General features: G+C 65.1%; 9 protein-coding genes, 2 tRNA genes, 2 rRNA genes and 2 pseudogenes. 4 read left to right on the top strand and 11 right to left on the bottom strand.

All coding sequences use genetic code 11. The features are described 5' to 3' along the window. The 5 genes from BP05_RS12220 to tyrS form a co-directional block, all read right to left on the bottom strand. Positions 1–1,265, bottom strand: a 23S ribosomal RNA gene (locus BP05_RS12220); the annotation flags it as partial. A 248-nt stretch (positions 1,266–1,513) separates the two neighbouring features. Next, positions 1,514–1,590, bottom strand: a tRNA-Ile gene (locus BP05_RS12215). A gap of 17 nt (positions 1,591–1,607) precedes the next feature. Next, positions 1,608–1,683: transfer RNA gene (locus BP05_RS12210), tRNA-Ala, on the bottom strand. 128 nt (positions 1,684–1,811) lie between these two features. Beyond that, a 16S ribosomal RNA gene (locus BP05_RS12205) occupies positions 1,812–3,350 on the bottom strand. A gap of 496 nt (positions 3,351–3,846) precedes the next feature. After that, positions 3,847–5,064, bottom strand: coding sequence for a tyrosine--tRNA ligase (gene tyrS, locus BP05_RS12200; RefSeq protein ID WP_496363801.1), 1,218 nt, complete (start codon positions 5,062–5,064; stop codon positions 3,847–3,849). A gap of 241 nt (positions 5,065–5,305) precedes the next feature. On the opposite strand from tyrS, the gene BP05_RS12195 reads away from it, so the two are divergent. Both BP05_RS12195 and BP05_RS12190 read left to right on the top strand, forming a co-directional pair. Next, positions 5,306–6,763, top strand: a complete 1,458-nt coding sequence (locus tag BP05_RS12195; protein WP_496363799.1) for a peptidoglycan DD-metalloendopeptidase family protein — start codon at positions 5,306–5,308, stop codon at positions 6,761–6,763. 74 nt (positions 6,764–6,837) lie between these two features. Continuing rightward, a complete protein-coding gene (locus tag BP05_RS12190; protein WP_496363797.1) occupies positions 6,838–7,980 on the top strand; it encodes an anhydro-N-acetylmuramic acid kinase in 1,143 nt (380 codons plus the stop codon). A gap of 125 nt (positions 7,981–8,105) precedes the next feature. On the opposite strand, the pseudogene BP05_RS12185 reads toward BP05_RS12190, so the two are convergent. The 3 genes and pseudogenes from BP05_RS12185 to BP05_RS12175 all read right to left on the bottom strand — a co-directional run. Next, positions 8,106–8,324: pseudogene (locus BP05_RS12185) on the bottom strand (hypothetical protein); the annotation flags it as partial. Between the two features lie 55 nt (positions 8,325–8,379). Further along, positions 8,380–9,702, bottom strand: coding sequence for an AmpG family muropeptide MFS transporter (locus BP05_RS12180; protein WP_496363795.1), 1,323 nt, complete (start codon positions 9,700–9,702; stop codon positions 8,380–8,382). Next, on the bottom strand, positions 9,699–10,490 hold the full coding sequence (locus BP05_RS12175; protein WP_496363793.1) for an exodeoxyribonuclease III: 792 nt from the start codon (positions 10,488–10,490) through the stop codon (positions 9,699–9,701). The genes BP05_RS12180 and BP05_RS12175 overlap by 4 nt, the downstream gene beginning before the upstream one ends. A gap of 93 nt (positions 10,491–10,583) precedes the next feature. Between BP05_RS12175 and pyrE the strand changes: the two genes are divergently transcribed. Beyond that, on the top strand, positions 10,584–11,246 hold the full coding sequence (gene pyrE, locus BP05_RS12170) for an orotate phosphoribosyltransferase (RefSeq protein WP_496363791.1): 663 nt from the start codon (positions 10,584–10,586) through the stop codon (positions 11,244–11,246). Between the two features lie 68 nt (positions 11,247–11,314). Beyond that, positions 11,315–11,983: a hypothetical protein gene (locus BP05_RS12165; protein ID WP_496363789.1), complete on the top strand. Its 669-nt coding sequence runs from the start codon at positions 11,315–11,317 to the stop codon at positions 11,981–11,983. A gap of 75 nt (positions 11,984–12,058) precedes the next feature. On the opposite strand, the gene BP05_RS12160 is transcribed toward BP05_RS12165, so the two are convergent. From BP05_RS12160 to coaBC, 3 genes and pseudogenes are all read right to left on the bottom strand, one after another. Further along, positions 12,059–14,383, bottom strand: a complete 2,325-nt coding sequence (locus tag BP05_RS12160) for a phosphomannomutase/phosphoglucomutase (RefSeq protein WP_496363787.1) — start codon at positions 14,381–14,383, stop codon at positions 12,059–12,061. A gap of 38 nt (positions 14,384–14,421) precedes the next feature. Beyond that, positions 14,422–14,880: a dUTP diphosphatase gene (gene dut / locus BP05_RS12155; protein WP_496363785.1), complete on the bottom strand. Its 459-nt coding sequence runs from the start codon at positions 14,878–14,880 to the stop codon at positions 14,422–14,424. 44 nt (positions 14,881–14,924) lie between these two features. After that, positions 14,925–16,141: pseudogene (gene coaBC / locus BP05_RS12150) on the bottom strand (bifunctional phosphopantothenoylcysteine decarboxylase/phosphopantothenate--cysteine ligase CoaBC). Positions 16,142–16,181 lie beyond the last annotated feature (40 nt).

Here is a 16,181-nt window from a genome sequence, read left to right as displayed (position 1 = left end):
TTTTCACCCGCATTATCGTTACTCATGTCAGCATTCGCACTTCCGATACCTCCAGCAGCCTTCTCAAGCCACCTTCAACGGCGTACGGAACGCTCCTCTACCGCGCATACAAAGTATGCACCCCAAGCTTCGGTTTCGTGCTTAGCCCCGTTAAATCTTCCGCGCAGACCGACTCGACCAGTGAGCTATTACGCTTTCTTTAAAGGGTGGCTGCTTCTAAGCCAACCTCCTGGCTGTCTGTGCCTTTCCACATCGTTTTCCACTTAGCACGAAATTTGGGACCTTAGCTGTGGGTCTGGGTTGTTTCCCTTTTCACGACGGACGTTAGCACCCGCCGTGTGTCTCCCGCGCAGTCTGTCTTGGTATTCGGAGTTTGCCATGGTTTGGTAAGTCGCAATGACCCCCTAGCCATAACAGTGCTCTACCCCCAAGAAGATTCACGCGAGGCGCTACCTAAATAGCTTTCGAGGAGAACCAGCTATCTCCGGGTTCGATTAGCTTTTCACTCCTAATCACACCTCATCCCCTACCTTTGCAACGGGAGTGGGTTCGGGCCTCCAGTACCTGTTACGGTACCTTCACCCTGGGCATGACTAGATCACCCGGTTTCGGGTCTACTGCCCGCGACTATGCGCCCTTATCAGACTCGGTTTCCCTTCGCCTCCCCTATACGGTTAAGCTCGCCACGAACAGTAAGTCGCTGACCCATTATACAAAAGGTACGCAGTCACCCCGAAGGGCTCCTACTGCTTGTACGCACACGGTTTCAGGGTCTATTTCACTCCCTTCACCAGGGTTCTTTTCGCCTTTCCCTCACGGTACTGGTTCACTATCGGTCGGTCAGGAGTATTTAGCCTTGGAGGATGGTCCCCCCATATTCAGACAGGGTTTCTCGTGCCCCGCCTTACTCGATTTCATTGAATGAGGTCTTTCGCATACCGGGCTGTCACCGTCTATGGCCGACCTTTCCAGATCGTTTTGCTAAACCTTACTCAACTTAAGGGCTGCTCCCCGTTCGCTCGTCACTACTGGGGGAATCTCGGTTGATTTCTTTTCCTCCGGGTACTTAGATATTTCAGTTCTCCGGGTTCGCTTCCAGCAGCTATGTATTCACTGCAGGATACCTATTGCTAGGTGGGTTTCCCCATTCGGACATTGCGGGATCAATGCTTGTTGCCAGCTCCCCCGCACTTTTCGCAGGCTGCCACGTCCTTCATCGCCTCTGACCGCCAAGGCATCCACCGTGTGCGCTTATTCGCTTGACCATATAACCCCAAGTCGCCTCAGGATTATCGTAGTGCCGGGGGGTACAAAGCCCCGACGCGAATTACGACAACTTCAAATGTTAGGGCCTCGAGGGCCCCGCCTTAGCCTCACGACACGTCTGTAGACCTTCTGTCTCAGAACGCTCGCTACAATTCCCAGTTTTCAAAGAACACGAATCCGGCTTCAGCGCCGCAATCGTTTCAAATCTTCATGTGTGTGCGCAGTTCAGAGTTGCCGTCGGGATTAGTGGTGGGTCTGGGAGGACTCGAACCACCGGCCTCACCCTTATCAGGGGTGCGCTCTAACCACCTGAGCTACAGACCCAAAAGTCTTGCCTGGCGTGGTGGAGCTTGTCGGGATCGAACCGACGACCCCCTGCTTGCAAAGCAGGTGCTCTCCCAGCTGAGCTAAAGCCCCATTGAAAACGGGACGCTCCCGCGGTCAATCACGGCGCGAATAACAACGTATTCGCCCCCTGACTACCGGGAACTCTGAATGCAGGTCACTTGTGCGGACGTCTGACAGGCTTAGCTGTCTTTGTCTCTAAAGGAGGTGATCCAGCCGCACCTTCCGATACGGCTACCTTGTTACGACTTCACCCCAGTCATCGGCCACACCGTGGCAAGCGCCCCCCTTGCGGTTAAGCTACCTGCTTCTGGTGCAACAAACTCCCATGGTGTGACGGGCGGTGTGTACAAGGCCCGGGAACGTATTCACCGCAGCAATGCTGATCTGCGATTACTAGCGATTCCGACTTCATGGAGTCGAGTTGCAGACTCCAATCCGGACTGAGAGAAGGTTTCTGGGATTGGCTCGCCCTCGCGGGTTTGCAGCCCTCTGTCCTTCCCATTGTAGTACGTGTGTAGCCCTGGCCGTAAGGGCCATGATGACTTGACGTCATCCCCACCTTCCTCCGGTTTGTCACCGGCGGTCTCCTTAGAGTTCCCACCATTACGTGCTGGCAACTAAGGACAAGGGTTGCGCTCGTTGCGGGACTTAACCCAACATCTCACGACACGAGCTGACGACAGCCATGCAGCACCTGTGTTCGCGTTCCCGAAGGCACCAATCCATCTCTGGAAAGTTCGCGACATGTCAAGGCCAGGTAAGGTTCTGCGCGTTGCATCGAATTAAACCACATACTCCACCGCTTGTGCGGGCCCCCGTCAATTCCTTTGAGTTTCAGTCTTGCGACCGTACTTCCCAGGCGGCGAACTTAACGCGTTAGCTTCGATACTGAGTGCCAAGTTGCACCCAACATCCAGTTCGCATCGTTTAGGGCGTGGACTACCAGGGTATCTAATCCTGTTTGCTCCCCACGCTTTCGTGCCTCAGTGTCAGTGCTGGTCCAGGTAGCCGCCTTCGCCACGGATGTTCCTCCCGATATCTACGCATTTCACTGCTACACCGGGAATTCCGCTACCCTCTACCGCACTCTAGGTCGCCAGTATCCAATGCCATTCCCAGGTTGAGCCCAGGGCTTTCACATCAGACTTAACGAACCACCTACGCACGCTTTACGCCCAGTAATTCCGAGTAACGCTTGCACCCTTCGTATTACCGCGGCTGCTGGCACGAAGTTAGCCGGTGCTTATTCTTCCGGTACCGTCATGACACCGGGTTATTAACCCGATGCTTTTCTTTCCGGACAAAAGTGCTTTACAACCCGAAGGCCTTCTTCACACACGCGGCATGGCTGGATCAGGCTTGCGCCCATTGTCCAATATTCCCCACTGCTGCCTCCCGTAGGAGTCTGGACCGTGTCTCAGTTCCAGTGTGGCTGATCATCCTCTCAGACCAGCTACGGATCGTCGCCTTGGTGGGCCTTTACCCCGCCAACTAGCTAATCCGGCGTCGGCTCATCTTTCTGCGTGAGGCCTTGCGGTCCCCCACTTTCACCCGTAGGTCGTATGCGGTATTAGCGTAAGTTTCCCTACGTTATCCCCCACAAAAAGGCAGATTCCGACGCATTCCTCACCCGTCCGCCGCTCGCCGCCAGGGTTGCCCCCGCGCTGCCGCTCGACTTGCATGTGTTAGGCCTGCCGCCAGCGTTCACTCTGAGCCAGGATCAAACTCTTCACTTAAAACTGCATGGATCCGAAGATCCAAATATTTTGAGTGCAGACGTCGTTCCTGAGCCCCAATCACTCGATTACTCGCAATTGCTTGCTTTCTTGACTCATTTGGACTCTGTTACGAACGGCTGCTGATGGACAACGCCACCGGCCAGACGCCCGCACAAGTCACCTGCGCACACTGTCAAAGATCCCAGGAATTGGCCTCAGCGCCGCTTCCCCTTTACCGCTTCCCCGCCGCACCAAAGTGCCCGAGGGAGCCGACTATCTTACAGCCAATTTCGATTCCGTCAACACCACGTCGCAATCTTTTTTGGCCTCCCCGCCTTCCCGTTCCGCCCCTCAAGGGCTACCCGGTCAGCGGGGCGCGCATTGTGCACAGCTGCGATCCAAATGGGAAGAGGATTCCCGACAAATTTCCGCTTGACGGAGCACCGTTGCCGCGCGCTCAGCTTGCTCAGCGCGCCCAGCAGTCAGGTCGCAGCGCTCCAATCGCGTTGTCGCTTCATGCCGACACCAGGCGAACTCGCGCAAACGTGCGCTTGCCTACCGCGAGCACGCCTTCGAAACCAGGCGCGAAAACCCGCTGCGCATCCTCGACCACCTCGCCATCGATCCGCACCGCCCGCTCCTTGAGCTTGCGATTGGCTTCCGAGTTGCTTGGGGTGAGGCCCGCAGCCGTGAGCAGCGCGGCTATGCGCAGTCCGTCCGCCGGCACCAGCACGTCGCTCAGCGGCAGGGATGCCGTATCGCCCTCGCCGCGCACCGCTGCATTCCAGCCGGCGACGGCGGTTTCGGCGGCAACCGGACCATGGAAGCGCGCGGCAAGTTCACGCGCCAGGCGCAGCTTGAGGTCACGCGGATTAAGGGCGCCGCATTCGATTTCGCGCTTCAACGCAGCCGCTTCGGCGATGGAGATTTCAAAGCTGAGCAGGTCAATCCAGCGCCACATCAGGGTGTCGTCGATCTTCATCGTCTTGGTAACGATATCGATCGCCGGCTCGTTGATGCCGATGTAGTTGCCGAGCGACTTCGACATCTTGTTGACGCCATCGAGTCCTTCAAGCAGCGGCATCGTCAGGACGATCTGCGGCGCCTGGCCGAAGTGTTCCTGCAGCCCGCGGCCCATCAGCAGATTGAACTTCTGGTCGGTTCCGCCGAGTTCAACGTCTGCCTTCAGCGCGACCGAGTCGTAACCCTGCACCAGCGGATACAGGAACTCGTGGATCGCGATCGACTGCTGCGCGGCATAGCGCTTGGCAAAATCGTCGCGCTCGAGCATGCGCGCCACCGTGTGCTGCGCGGCCAGCCTGACCATGTCGGCGGCCGACATCTGGCCGAACCATTCGCTGTTGAAGCGGACTTCGGTGCGCTCCTTGTCCAGGACCTTGAAGACCTGGTCGGCGTACGTCTGCGCGTTCGCGAGCACGTCCTCGCGCGTTAGCGGCTTGCGGGTAGCGTTCTTGCCGGTCGGGTCACCGATCATTCCAGTGAAGTCGCCGATCAGGAAAATCACCTGATGGCCGAGCTCCTGGAACTGCCGCATCTTGTTGAGCAGGACGGTATGGCCCAGGTGCAGGTCCGGGGCAGTCGGATCGAAGCCGGCCTTGATGCGCAGCGGCCGTCCGCCCTTGAGACGGACCTCCAGTTCGTCGCGCTTGAGGATTTCCTCGGCGCCGCGCGAGATCAGATCGAGGGTGTCGTTGGTGCGGGAGTCGGGCACGGCATTTTTCCGATGAGTGGCGCCCGCCTGAATGCGATGGCCGGCGTGAAATTCGTTAGGGGCAAGTTAACACGGTGTTAAACCGGGCTGCACGTCAAAATTCCTTTGCGCTTCAATGATTTGACGCGGACAGCTCACGTGTCTATGGTACCGCCGTCGCGTGCACGTCACACGCGTACAGCGTTCGGAACCACGGAGTGGCTACCGGAAATTTCGAATTGAATTGAGGGGGATGGTAGCGATGGGCAAATCCGGATTGGGCGCGCAACGGCGCGAACGACTCAAGGCGCTGCGCGAGGCGGCGCTGCACCGGCCGGTTCTGGCCCGCCATCTTTCTGCCGGTTTCAACGGCCGCTGGTCGCGGCGGCAGTGGGCGCAGGCGAGCCTGGTGGCGACGCTCGGCATGCTGGTGGCGGCGATCATTCCCGGTTTCACCCCGACCCACTCGGCACCGGCACCTGCCCAGCATCTTTCAATGGCATTGCCGCTCCCGTCGCTGCCGATGGCGCGCCTGCATGGGGAAGCCGGTGACAGCTGGCAGCTGGTGCGAGTCGAACGCGGCCAGACCCTTGCCGCGCTGTTCAAGGAATTCGGCCTGTCGCCAGCCACGCTGCACCAGGTGTTGCAGCAGCCGGGCGCGCGCGAATCCCTGACCCGGCTCAAGCCCGGCACGGAACTGGCATTCGACCTGCCGGTCGGCGAAGGCGGCCAGGGCAGCGAACTACGCGCCCTGCGCTTTGACCGCGACGCCACCCACCGCGTCGAGCTGACTTTCGACGGCGAGCAGATCCATCAGAAGGTGATCGAGCGTGCGACGGATACGCGCACGGTCGTGCTCAGCGGCAAGGTCGGCCGTTCGCTGTTCCGCTCGGCGCGCAAGGCCGGGCTGACGCCGGCGAACATCAACACGCTGACGGACGACATCTTCAAGTACGACATCGACTTCAACGACGACGTCGCCGCGAATGATCGCTTCAGCGTCGTGGTCGAGCAGACCTGGCGCGAAGGCAAGCTGATCAGCACCGGCCCGGTGCTCGCGGCCACCTTCACCACCGGCGACAAGCTGCACACCGGCTTCCGCTTCGCACGCAGCGGCAAGGCCGAGTATTTCACTGGCGACGGCCGTCCGCTCAAGAAGAGCTTCATCCGCATGCCGATTCCGTATGCGCGCCTCACGTCCGGCTTCGGCGCGCGTCGGCACCCGGTGCTCGGGCGCATGCGCATGCACAAGGGCGTCGATTACGCCGCCAGCGTCGGCACGCCGATCATGGCCGCTGGCGATGCGCGCGTGGTCTCGGCGGGCTGGCAGGGCGGCTACGGCAACGCAGTCGTGCTCGACCACGGCCGCGGCTACACGACCCTGTACGGCCACATGTCGCGCCTGGGCAAGATCAAGCGCGGCCAGCGCATCGCCCAGGGCACCGTCATCGGCTACGTGGGCACCACCGGCATGTCGACCGGGCCGCACCTCCACTACGAATTCCGCGTCAACGGCGTGCATCGCAATCCGCTGTCGATCACGATGCCGCCGCCGGAACCGCTGAGCGGCGTGGCGCTGGCGCAGTTCCGCCAGCAGACCGCGGTTGCGCTCGCGCGCATACAGAAGGTCGAGAACATCATCTACGCCGACGCCAGCCCCGCGTCCAAGCAGCAGGTGGCGGTCACGGCGGGCGGCAAGAAGGGCAACCGCAAGAGCTGAGACGCCCTGCGCATGAAGTGCCCGGCGCCCGCCGGGCACTATCCAAGCGCGACCCGGGATTGTTTACTGCGCGAATGGCGCAGCACACCCACGCAACGCAAGTCTTCCTTGGCCTGATCTCGGGCACCAGCGCCGACGGCATCGATGCCGCGCTGGTGCGTTTCGACGACGACGGCCACCACTGCGAACTGATCCATGGGCGCACTTACGCTTGGCCCGAGGCCTTGCGCGCGCGCCTGATTGCACTGGGCCAGGGTGCGGCGATCGATTCGATCGACGAAGTCGGCACTCTCGATGTGCGCATCGGTGAACACTTCGCCGACGCCGCCCTGCGGCTGACGGTGGAGGCAGGGTTCACCCCCGCGCAGGTGCGCGCGATCGGTTCGCACGGACAGACCGTGCGCCATCGGCCGGCAGGCGCGGCGTTCGACGGCGTCGATCCGTTCACGATGCAGCTCGGCGATGCCCACGTGATCGCGGAACGAACCGGGATTGCCACTGTCGCCGATTTCCGCCGGCGCGACGTCGCCGCGGGCGGACACGGCGCGCCGCTGCTGCCCGCGCTGCACAACGCCCTGCTGCATTCGCCGGACGAGGACCGCGCGGTGCTCAACCTCGGCGGCATCGCCAACTTCACCCTGCTGCCGCGGCAGGGCGAGGTGCGCGGCTTCGACACCGGCCCAGCCAATGCGCTCATGGATGCGTGGTGCGCGCGGCATACGGGCCAGGCCTACGACGCAGGTGGCGCCTTCGCGGCCAGCGGCGCGAGCGATGCGGAGCTGCTGCAACGCCTGCTGGACGAACCGTGGTTCGCGTTACCGCCACCGAAGAGCACCGGCCGCGAGGTCTTCCATCTGGACTGGGTGGAATCGCGCCTGGCGGGGCGCGAGTCGCCCGCCGCCGTGCAGGCGACCTTGCTGGAACTGACCGCGGCCAGCGTGGCCGCGGCCCTGCGGTCGCACCAGCCATCGACGCGCCGCGTGCTGGTGTGCGGCGGCGGCGTGCACAACCCGCAACTGTTGCGGCGGATCGCCGCGCACCTTCCCGGCATGCAGGTCGAATCCACCGCGATCCACGGCATCGACCCGGACTTCGTCGAAGCCATGGGTTTCGCCTGGCTTGCGCGCCAGGCCCTCGCCGGGCTGCCGGGAAACCTGCCCAGCGTCAGCGGGGCACGCGGCCCGCGCGTGCTCGGTGTGGTCTATCCCGCGGCTTGACCGCGCCGGAGCGCGGGCTACACCGGGTCCTTGCGCTCGCCGAAACCGGCGAAGCTGAAACTGGCGTCAGCGGTGGGCGCATCCGCTTTGTCGGGATGCTCGACGCGGCCAATCAACGAGAAGCCGGGATCGTTGGGCACGTCTTCCAGGGCGGCGATGGCCGCACGCAGGGCGTCGCTGTCGGTGTCGCTGAAACGGACATTCATGTCCGACTCCACCGCGTACAAACCCTGCTCGAGCAGGTGCTGCAAGGTGCGGGGCAGGTCCCAGCGACGCGCGTCCGCGATGCGGCGGATGCGGTCCGCCAGGACGGGATCGATGTCGCGCAGGACGATCTCGGTCATCGGGGGATGCTGACACGGGTAGGCCGAGGTCAATACTACTTCGATCATTCCCTGGTCACATATCGTCCGACGCCGTGGACCTCGACACCCGATCCGCCTCCCGGAACCGCGGCCACAGATATATGAAGAGCGCGGTCGCCGGCAGGACTGCCAAGGTGGCGATCACGAAATACGAACCATAGCCGGTCGCCTCGACGATGCCGCCGGCGAACACTCCAAGCACCTTGCCCGGCAGATTGACCATCGAACTGAGCAGCGCGTACTGGGTCGCGGTGTGCTGGCGGTTGACCAGGGTGGACAGGAACGCGACCGCCGCCGTCCCCAGGAATCCGAGCGTGATGTTCTCCGCCGAAATCACCAGGGTCAGTGCGGCGAGATCGCCATGATGGCCGATCAGCCAAACGTACAGCAGGTTGCAACTGGCGCAGAGCACGATCGATGCGATCAGCGGGCGCCGAACGCCCCACCGCGCGATCGCCATGCCGGCCAGGAACACGCCAAGGATGCCCATCCAGATGCCGTAGATCTTCGTGATCGCACCGATCTCGGTCTTGCTGAAACCCATGTCCAGGTAGAACGGACTCATGATTCCGCCCACCAGTGCCTGCTCGGGAATCTTGAACAGGAGGATGAACAACAGCGTCAACGTGGCCGTCTGCCACCCGTAACGACGGAAGAAGTCCACGAATGGTTCGGCGACGGCCTCACGCATCGCCTCGTTCCAGCCGGCGGGTCGTTTGCGCAGCACCTCAGGCTCGCGCGCGATGCACGTCACCGCGATCGGCAGGAGCATCAATACAGCCATCAACTGGTACACCGCGGCCCATGCCATCCGGTCGGCCATGAACAACGCGAACGCTCCGGTGATGATCAGCGCGATCCGGTAGCCGAGCGAATACGTGGCGGTAAGCGCTCCCTGCGCGGAAGGCGGCGCGATTTCGATTCGGTAGGCATCGACGGCGATGTCCTGGGTCGCGCCCGCGAAGGCAACCAGCAATGTGCAGCCGACGAACAGGCCCAGCTGCGACGGCGTAACCAACGACATCGCGAGCAGGCCGGCGGTCACGCCCGTCTGTGCGAACAGCAGCCATCCCCGTCGCTGCCCCAGGCGCGAGAAGATAGGCAGGCGTGAGTGGTCGAGCAACGGCGCCCACAGGAACTTCAGCGCGTAGGTCATGCCGGCGCTGGCGATGACCGTGATTTCCTTGAGCACGATACCGTGCTCCTTCAGCCAGTACGCCAGGGTGCCGGCGACCAGCAGGAACGGCAGGCCCGACGCGAAGCCGAAGAAGAACATCGTCCACGCCGCGGGTTGGGTGAACGCCTTCCAGACCGACGGCTTTGGGGGCTTGCTGGCGGGCACGGCGGCATCGGTCATGGGGCGTAATCCACGGAGAAGGGGGCGTGGTCGGAGAAGCGTGGCGTCGGGTGGATCGCGCACGCCTTCAGCCTGTCCCGCAGCGACGGCGTCACGAACTGGTAATCGATCCGCCAGCCCACGTTCTTGGCGCGCGCCGCGCCGCGGTTGCTCCACCAGGTGTAGTCCTGGCCTTCGGCATGCAGATGGCGGTAGGCATCGACCCAGCCCACGTCCGCTTGGCACATGCCGTTCAGCCAATCGCGCTCCTGCGGCAGGCAGCCCGAGTTCTTCTGGTTCGAAGTCCAGTTCTTGATGTCGAGGCGGCTGCGCACGATGTTCCAGTCGCCGCACAACACGTAGTCACGGCCGGAATGGAGCCATTGCTGCAGGATCGGCTCTAGCCACTGCATGACTTCGAACTTGAAGCCCTGGCGCAGCTCGCCCGAGGAGCCCGAGGGGATGTACATGGACACCACGCTCAGGTTGCCATACCGCGCTTCGATGTAGCGGCCCTCGTCGTCAAAGGCCGGCCAGCCCATCGCGGTCAGCACTTCGTCCGGTTCGCGCCTGGAGTAGATGGCGACGCCGCTGTAGCCCTTCTTGGTGCTGGCGTCCTTGAAGCAGGCGCGATAGCCCTGGGGGCGGAAGACGTTGTCGACCGGGCCATCGGGATCGCCGAGCTGGTGTTCCTGCGCCTTGGTCTCCTGCAGGCACAGCACGTCCGCGTCCTGCGCGGCGAACCAGTCGAAAAACCCCTTGTTGGCGGCGGAGCGGATGCCGTTGGCGTTGAAGCTGATGATGCGCATGAAGGCCGGGGCGGGGACGAAGGTCGCAGCCTAGCGCACGCAGGCGCAATTGCGATGCGGCAGAATTCACCTACTCTCCCCAGCCGCACGCCGATGAACGACCACCGTTCCCGTTTCCTCCAGCTCGCATTGCGCGCACAGGCGCTGCGCTTCGGCGAGTTCACCCTCAAGTCGGGGCGCCATAGTCCGTACTTCTTCAACGCCGGCCTGTTCAATAGCGGCGCGCTGCTGGCCGAACTGGCCACCTGCTACGCGGATGCGATCGACGCGCACGGGGTCGGCTTCGACCTGCTGTTCGGCCCGGCGTACAAGGGCATCCCGCTGGCGACCGCGGTCGCCTGCGAATACGCGCGGCGCGGCCGCGACCTGCCGCTGGCCTTCAACCGCAAGGAGGCCAAGGCCCACGGCGAGGGCGGCATCCTGATCGGCGCGCCGCTGGCCGGACAGCGGGTACTGATCGTCGACGACGTGATCACCGCCGGAACGGCCATTCGCGAGGCGCTGGCGATCATTCGCGAGGCCGGCGGCGTCGCCGCGGGCATCGTGATCGCGCTGGACCGCCAGGAAGCCGTGGATCCGAGCGCGTCGCGACGCTCCGCGGCACAAACTGTCGCGGGCGAACATGGCCTGCCGGTGATCTCGGTCGCGAGCCTGGCCGATCTCCTCCACCTCGCCGGGGGCCAGCCCGACCTGGCCGCCCAGCGCGAACGGCTGCTGGAGTACCGCGCCCGCTACGGCAGCGAAGCCGAAGCGTGACGCGACCGCGAGCACGACTGGCGCGGTCCTTGCATGCTCCAGTGCAAAGGACATTCGGCATCACTTACATGAGCAAGTCGTACTACGCACCGTTGGTGTTGGCACTCGCCACCGTCCTGGTGGCCGCTCCCGCGGGCGCCCAGGAGGCGCCGAAGAAGAAGCTGTACTGCTGGAACGAGGGTGGCCGCAAGGTGTGCGGCGATGCCCTGCCCGCCTCGGCTGCCGACAGCGCGCGCACCGAAATCAGCGCCAAGAGCGGCCTGGCGACCGGGCAGGTCGACCGTGCGCTCACCCCCGCCGAACGCGCCGCCGCGGCGGCGCAGGCCCAGATCGAGGCGGAGACGCAGTTCCAGCAGGCCGCCCGGCGTCTGCGCGAACACGCGATGGCCGAGTCCTACGCTACCGAGGCCGACCTGCGTCGGGCCTTCAACGAGCGCATCGCCCTGCTCGACGACACCATCAAGGCGTCGCAGCTGAGCATCGGCGGCCTGCGCCAGAGCCTGATCAGCCTGCTGCGGCAGGCCGGCGAGGCCGAACTGGCCGGCAAGCCCGTGCCGGCCAACCTCACCGGCACCATCCAGACCCAGCATGCCGAACTGATGCGGCAGCAGGCGATGCTGGTGAGCCACCGCAAGAACCGCACCGAGATCGATGCCGAACTGGGGCATGCGTTGCAGACCTATCGCGAGTTGAAGGCACCCAAGGGAGCGACCGAAGCCCCGGTCGAGGGCACCTGACGCCACGCGGCGCAACGCGCAAAAAAGCCGGTCCTGGACCGGCTTTTTTGTGCCTGCTTCACGCCCGCATGGGGCTCAGAACGGCAGCGGGAGATCCCGCTTCAAGGCAAGCAACTGCTCGCGGAAGGCCTGCTGGATGCGCTGCAGTGCGCCCTGGTTGTCGGCGTCGAATCGCATCACCAGCACCGGCGTGGTGTTGGACGCGCGCACCAGGCCCCAGCCGTCGCTGAAATCCACGCGCAGGCCGTCGATCGTCGACATGCGCCCGCCCTCGAACTGCGCCGCACTCCGGAACCGCTCCACGAAGGCATGCGGATCGCCGTCGGGTGCATCGACCTTGATTTCCGGCGTGGACACGCCATCGGGCAGCGCCGCCAGCGTGGCCGCCGGGGTCCCGGGCTGCACCGAGAGGATCTCGAGCAGGCGCGCCGCGGCGTAGATGCCGTCGTCGAAGCCGTACCAGCGCTCCTTGAAGAAGAAGTGGCCGCTCATCTCGCCGGCCAGCTCCGCGCCGGTTTCGCGCATCTTGCCCTTGATCAGCGAGTGTCCGGTCTTCCACATCAGCGGGCTGCCGCCGTGGCGGAGGATATGGCCCGGCAGACGGCCGGTGCACTTCACGTCGAAGATGATCATCGCGCCGGGGTTGCGTTCCAGCACGTCCTGCGCGAACAGCATCAGCAGGCGGTCGGGGTAGATGTTCTGGCCGTCGCGCGTGACCACGCCGAGGCGGTCGCCGTCGCCGTCGAAGGCGATGCCCAGGTCGGCGTCGAGGCGCTCGACCATGCGGATCAGGTCGTTGAGGTTGTGCGGCTCGCTCGGGTCCGGATGGTGGTTGGGGAAGGTGCCGTCGATCTCGCAATACAGCGGCGTGACCTCGGCGCCGATCGCCGACAGCACGCGCGGGCCGATATCGCCGGCGACGCCGTTACCGGCATCGACCACGACCTTGAGCGGGCGGTCGATCTGGACATCGCTGGCGATGCGCTGGACGTAGTCGTCGCTGATGTCCTGGAAGCGCACGTTGCCGGGCGCATCGGCGGTATGCAGGCGGTCGTCGGCGATGCGGCTGTACAGGTCGGTGATGCTGTCGCCGGACAGGGTCTCGCCGCCGACGACGATCTTGAAGCCGTTGTAGTCGGGCGGGTTGTGGCTGCCGGTGACCGACACGCAGGAGCCGGCGCGCAGGTGGTAGGCGCCGAAATAGATCACCGGCGTCGGCGCCATGCCGATGTCGATGACGTTGCGGCCGGCCTTGCGCAGGCCATTGATCAGGCCCTCGGTCAGTTCCGGCCCGGAAAGCCGCCCGTCGCGGCCCACCACGATGTCGAGCAGGCCCTGCTGCTGCATGAGCGAACCGATCGACTGGCCCAGGAGCTCGGCGATGCCGGCATCCAGGGTCTTGCCGACCACGCCGCGGACGTCGTACGCCCGGAAAATGCCGCGATCGATGATCACGCCGGTCTTCGGCGCCGGCGCGGCTTCGGGCTGCTTCGCGACGGCCGCCGGCGGCGGCGCGCCCAGGTCGGCCGCCACCTGCATCTGCGCCAGCGTCGGTTCGGCTTCGCCGACCGCCGTGGCCTGCAGGCCGCGGCGACGTCCCGCGAGCGTGGGGTAGAACCATGCGCCCAGCGCACCAAGCGCCAGCAGCACGGTCGCGATTGCACACGGCAACCAGCCCAGGCCGAGCGGTCCGCCCGCGACATCCGGCACCGCGGCGGCGATGCGCAGGTCGCTGCCCGGGACCTTGGCCGCCATGGCCTCGGCGCCATTGCCCAGGGCCTTGTCACCACGCTCGACCAGGCTCGAGGAACCCTGGCGCAGGGCCAGGTAGGTCTCCTCCGGCACCCGCGCGCCTTCGACGCCGCCGGCGAGCTTGTCCAGCGGCAGGCGCACGCTGGCGACGCCCACAAGCTCGGCGCCGCGCAGCACCGGCGCGGCCAGGGCGAGCTTCCGCTTGCCCAGGCCGTCGGTCACGACCCACGCCACCGGCTTGCGGTCCGCCAGCGCCTGCTCCATCGCGGCGAGCCGGCCGTATCCCGTCTTGGGCAGGCCGGCGTAGGCGGGATCCAGGTCGGTGGAGAGGACTTCGCCGTCGGTCGCCGATGCCCACCCCTGGGTCAGCGCTTCACCGGCCAGGCGCAGGTCGTTGGCGGCCAATGCCGCCTGCACCGGCGCGCTCTGCAGCTGCGCCGCGAACTGCTTCTGCTCCGCCGCGAGCAGGCCCTGCGCGCCCTGCACGGCCGCGTCGCGGGCCCGTGCCACCGCGTCCCTGCGGTTGCTGTCGCGGAACTGCTCCCACGCGCTCCATCCGAACCACGCGGCCAGCAGCGCCAGCACGACTGCGGCGAGCTGGCACAGCAGCTTGAGCTGCGCGGGGGCAAGGGTCTTCTTCTCGGTCATCATCCAGTCCTGTCGTAATTCCGCCGTCGCAGCGCTGCTCAGCGCACGCCGGTATGCCCGAAGCCGCCCGCGCCACGCGCGCTGGCTTCGAATTCGTCCACCACCTGCAGCGTCGCCCGCACGATCGGCAGCACCACGAGCTGGGCAATGCGGTCCCCGGGCTGAATCGTAAAAGCCTCACGACCCCGATTCCACACGCTGATCATGAGCGGCCCCTGGTAGTCCGCGTCGATCAGGCCGGTACCGTTGCCGAGCACGATCCCGTGCTTATGCCCCAGGCCGGAGCGCGGCAGGATCACCGCGCACATGGTCGGATCGCCGACGTGGATCGCGAGGCCCGATGGCACCAGGGCGGCATCGCCCGGGGCCAGCGTCAGCGCCGTGTCGAGCGCGGCGCGCAGGTCGAGGCCGGCGCTGGCCGGCGTGGCGTATTCGGGCAATGGCCACTCGGCGCCGAAGCGCGCGTCGAGGATCTTCAGTTCAAGCGTGTGGTGCATGCGGTTCCTGCGGTTGCGTTATCGCCGCGCGCGGCGCCAGGCGCTCAGTCCAGCGACGCCGAGATCAGTTCAAGCAAGTTGTCTGCCAACTCGGCCTTCGACGCCGGCCCCAACGCCCGCTCGAAACCGGCGCGCCCGTACACCACCAGCGCGTTGTCGTCGCTCTCGAAGCCGCTGCCGGCGACGCCGACGCGATTGGCGGCGATCAGATCGAGGCGCTTCTTCTCCAGCTTGCCCCGTGCGTACTGCTCCACATGGTCGGTTTCTGCCGCAAAACCGACCACCAGGCGCGGCCGCGACGCATGCGCGGCGACGTCCGCGAGGATGTCGGGGGTGCGGACCAGCTCCAGCACCAGCGTGTCCATGCCGGCCTGCTTCTTGATCTTGCCGGGAGCGACGTGGCGCGGGGTGAAGTCGGCGACGGCGGCCGCACCGATGTAGACGTCGGCGGGCAAGGCATCCAGCACCGCCGCATGCATCTGCGCGGCGCTGCGCACATCGATGCGGGCGACACCGGGCGGCGTCGGAAGCGACACCGGGCCCGCGATCAGCACCACCTGGGCACCCTGGCGTGCCGCGGCGCCGGCAATGGCAAAGCCCATCTTGCCGCTGCTGCGGTTGCCGATGAAGCGGACCGGATCCAGGTCCTCGAAGGTCGGTCCCGCGCTGACCACGACGCGGCGTCCGCGCAAGCTCATCGCATCGCCCCGGCGAGCGCGGCGACGATGTCCATGGGTTCGCTCAGCCGCCCCGGGCCGGATTCGCCCTCGGCCAGCGGGCCGTCGGCGGGGCCGATCACCTGCACCCCGCGCGCGCGCAGCGTGGCGATGTTGGCCTGGGTGGCGGGATGCAGCCACATGCGGTGGTTCATCGCCGGGCACACCGTGATGGGCGCGCTGGTGGCCAGGCAGAGCGTGCTGACCAGGTCGTCGGCGAAACCGTGGGTGAGCTTGGCCAGGGTGTTCGCGGTGGCGGGCGCGACCACGATGCGGTCGGCCCAGCGCGCCAGTTCGATGTGGCCCATTGCAGCTTCCGCCGCTTCGTCCCACAGCGAGGTGCGCACCGGGAACCCCGAGAGGGCCTGGAACGTGGTGGTACCGACGAAGCGCCTCGCGGCATCGGTCATCGCCACCTGCACCTGCGCCCCGGCGTCGCGCAGGCGCCGGACCAGTTCGGCCGCCTTGTACGCGGCAATGCCGCCGCATACGCACAGCAGGATGCGCTGGTCGGCGAGCTGGACTGCGGCGCGGGCATCGGCCATCGGTCGGAAAATTCCTGCCGCGAAACGGGCGTTTAGCTTA

Source organism: Lysobacter oryzae DSM 21044, assembly GCF_059568595.1.
Note: the sequence above shows the minus strand (reverse complement) of the source record. Positions and strands in the feature narration are given on the sequence as shown.

Bases quoted from the DNA above. Each gene is read 5' to 3' on its own strand.
- dut (WP_496363785.1), bottom strand. From the start codon at position 14,880: ATGCACCACACGCTTGAACTGAAGATCCTCGACGCGCGCTTCGGCGCC.
- BP05_RS12165 (WP_496363789.1), top strand. From the start codon at position 11,315: ATGAGCAAGTCGTACTACGCACCGTTGGTGTTGGCACTCGCCACCGTC.
- pyrE (WP_496363791.1), top strand. From the start codon at position 10,584: ATGAACGACCACCGTTCCCGTTTCCTCCAGCTCGCATTGCGCGCACAG.
- BP05_RS12190 (WP_496363797.1), top strand. From the start codon at position 6,838: ATGGCGCAGCACACCCACGCAACGCAAGTCTTCCTTGGCCTGATCTCG.
- BP05_RS12180 (WP_496363795.1), bottom strand. From the start codon at position 9,702: ATGACCGATGCCGCCGTGCCCGCCAGCAAGCCCCCAAAGCCGTCGGTC.
- BP05_RS12175 (WP_496363793.1), bottom strand. From the start codon at position 10,490: ATGCGCATCATCAGCTTCAACGCCAACGGCATCCGCTCCGCCGCCAAC.
- BP05_RS12160 (WP_496363787.1), bottom strand. From the start codon at position 14,383: ATGACCGAGAAGAAGACCCTTGCCCCCGCGCAGCTCAAGCTGCTGTGC.
- BP05_RS12195 (WP_496363799.1), top strand. From the start codon at position 5,306: ATGGGCAAATCCGGATTGGGCGCGCAACGGCGCGAACGACTCAAGGCG.